Source organism: Variovorax sp. 22077 (assembly GCF_052044195.1).
In the GTDB taxonomy this organism is placed as follows: Bacteria; Pseudomonadota; Gammaproteobacteria; order Burkholderiales; family Burkholderiaceae_C; genus Variovorax; species Variovorax atrisoli.
Window position 1 is genome coordinate 1 of the sequence record NZ_JBQEQC010000060.1, and the last position, 2,873, is coordinate 2,873.

The following is a 2,873-nucleotide window of genomic DNA, read 5'->3' on the forward strand; positions in this document are numbered from 1 at the left end:
CGTGGGGGTTGGCCACGAAGCGCTCGGCGCTCAGGCTGGGGCGATTCAGGTAGCCAAGTGCGATGAAGTCGCTGCAGATGGCCAGTTCGCCGAACACATCGGTGGGCTGGCCGTCCGGGTCGAGCAGCGCGATCTGGGTCGACTCGACGGGATGGCCGATCGGCAGGCGCATGCCGTTCGAGTTCGTCTGCGCGTCCGCGAAGAATTGCACCGTTACCGTCGATTCGGTCGGTCCCAGGCCGTTGACGAGCAGGCAGTGCGGCTCGAAATTCTTCCGCAACAGATCGAGGTCGGTCGGCGTGGCCTCTTCGCCACCCAGGACCACCAGTCTCGTCGAGGAGACCCTTTGTCCATGCAGCCCCATGGCCCCGAGGCGGAACACGGTGGGTGTCGAATGCCAGACAGTGATCTGATGCCGATCGATCCACTCGCGGATCTGGGTGAACCCGGTTTCCCGAAGATCGAGGACATGCAGCGAGGCACCGTTCAGCAGCGCTCCGTAGATGTCCATCACCGACGCATCGAAGCCATAGGAGCTGAACAGCGTCAACCTGTCGGCCGCGCTCAGGTGAAGTGCATTGGTGTAGGTGGCCATGAAGTGCAGAACGTTGCGGTCGATCTGCACCACCCCCTTGGGCTGCCCGGTCGTGCCCGAGGTGTAGAGGATGTAGGTGGGCGTGAGAGGATCGCGAGGCACCTCGCAGTGCTCGGCCGGTACGATGGTCGAGGGATCGAGAATGGGCACCTGTCGTTCGGCCCCGATGCTGCTGGCAAGCGTCGTCAGAGCGGACTCGCAGAGCAGTGCTTCCCCTTCCGAATCGGTCAGCATGAACCGCAGCCGCTCCAGTGGATGGAGAGGGTCGAGGGGCACGTAGGTCTTTCCCGCCTTTAGTACGCCGAGCATGGCGGCGATCATCTCCGCGCCATGCTCGAACAGCAGCATCACGCGGCCGGGGCCCCGGCCGAGGTTTTGGCGCAGCGCGTGAGCGATCCCGTTGGCCTTGCGGTCGAGGTCGGCATAGCTCCAGACAGCATCCTCGTGCGTGATGGCGATGGCCGCGGGGTCGCGTCGCACCTGCACTTCGAAGCGTGCCGTCAGCGATTGCTCGATGTCTTCTCGCGTGAACCGCGTGTAGGGCTGCGTGGGCCGCGGGCCGCTTGACGCCGGCGCGGCGGAAGAAGCGGGGGAGGGCAGCGGAATCTGGAACAAACGGGTGCCCGGATGGGCAGCGACTGCCCGCAGCACCGACTTCAGATGCTCGAGCATCCATGTCACGGTGGCGCGGTCGAAGAGATCGCTCGAAAACTCGACGCGGCCCGAGATACCGTTCAAGTCGCCTTGTGCGTTGCGCTCCTCCCACAGCGTGAAGGACAGATCGACCTTGGCCGAGTGGATGGCAATGGGCTCGAAGGTCGTCTCGATTCCGGGAAGCTCGACACTGGCCCTGGCGTTGTTCTGGAAGATCAGCGTGACCTGGAACAGCGGGTGGCGCGCCATGGAGCGCACGGGGTTGAGCACCTCCACCAGGCGTTCGAACGGTAGGTCCTGGTGTTCGTAGGCGTTGAGGTTGATTTCTCGCACCCGCCGCAGCAGTTCGCTGAAGCTCGGGTTGCCCGAGGTGTCGGTGCGAAGCACGAGGGTGTTGAGGAAGAAACCGACGAGATCGTTGAGCGCCTCGTCGGTGCGTCCTGCGATCGGGCAGCCCAGGGGAATGTCCGTGCCTGCGCCCATGCGGGTCAGCAGCGTTGCCAGGGCGGCCTGCAGCACCATGAACAGGCTGGCCTGTCCCTGGCGCGCGAGCGCCGTCAACCCCTTGTGCAGCTGTGCATCAAGCTGGAACGCAATGCTCTCGCCGCGGTGGCTGGAGACCGCGGGCCGGGGACGGTCGGTGGGCAGCTCGAGCTGTTCGGGCAGGTCGGAAAGGGTCTTCTTCCAATAAGCCAACTGGCGGGCGCCGGCGCTGTGCGGATCGCTTTCGTCGCCCAGCAGTTCGCGTTGCCAGAGGGTGTAGTCGGCGTACTGCACCGGCAGCGGTTCCCAGGCGGGCGGCTTGCCCTGGCGGCGCGCGGCATAGGCGGTGGACAGATCGCGCACCAGCGGTGCGAGCGACCAGCCGTCGCTGGCGATGTGGTGGCACAGCAGCAGCAGCACGTGCTGCCTGGGATCGACGCGCAGCAGCCAGGCGCGAAACGGGATCTCACGCGTCAGCTCGAAGCAGTGGTCGGCGGCCTCGGCGAGGCGTGCGGCGAGCGCGGCTTCCGAGACCTGGGCTTCTTCCAGAATGAAATGTGCTCTCTCCGGAGGAAGAATGACCTGCTGCGGCTCGTCGCTCGTGTCGGGGAAGATGGTGCGCAGGCTCTCGTGGCGTGCGACCAGATCTTCGAGGGCGAGGCGCAGTGCTGTGCCGTCGAGCTCGCCTTTCAGTCGCAGGGCCAACGGAAGGTTGTACGTGGCATTGGCACCGTCGAGGCGGTGCAGGAACCACAGGCGCTGCTGAGCGAAGGAAAGAGGAATCATCATCGGATCGGGCCAGGGTGTTGGGTTGCGCCGTCGTTCGACGGCTGCGCGGCGAATGGGAAATGCAGCGGCGTCATCGGTCTGTCGGGTTGGTGAGGCTCAGGCCGTGAGTGCTCCTTGCGTGGCGTCGGGATGCTGTTCACGGCGCATGGGGCGCAATGGCTTGCGTGCCGCGGGCGCCTCGCTGAGGCTGTGGGCCAGTTGTTGGACGGTGGGTGCTTCGAACAGCGTGCGGATGGCCAGCTCCACGCCCAGTGCGGAGCGGATGCGGCTGATGAGCTTGGTGGCCAGCAGGGAGTGGCCACCGAGGTCGAAGAAGTTGTCGTCGATGCCGACCTGGGGCAGGTGCAGGATC

Annotated in this window: 2 protein-coding genes; both read right to left on the reverse strand. The window is 65.5% G+C overall.

Features of this window, described 5'->3' with window-relative positions; all coding sequences use genetic code 11:
- Positions 1 to 2,521 (reverse strand): condensation domain-containing protein (locus ACTJLF_RS34410; protein WP_440884872.1); only part of this gene is annotated, 2,521 nt, incomplete at its 3' end.
- A gap of 96 nt (positions 2,522 to 2,617) precedes the next feature.
- Positions 2,618 to 2,873: phosphopantetheine-binding protein (locus ACTJLF_RS34415; protein WP_440884873.1), on the reverse strand; the 256-nt coding region annotated here is incomplete at its 5' end.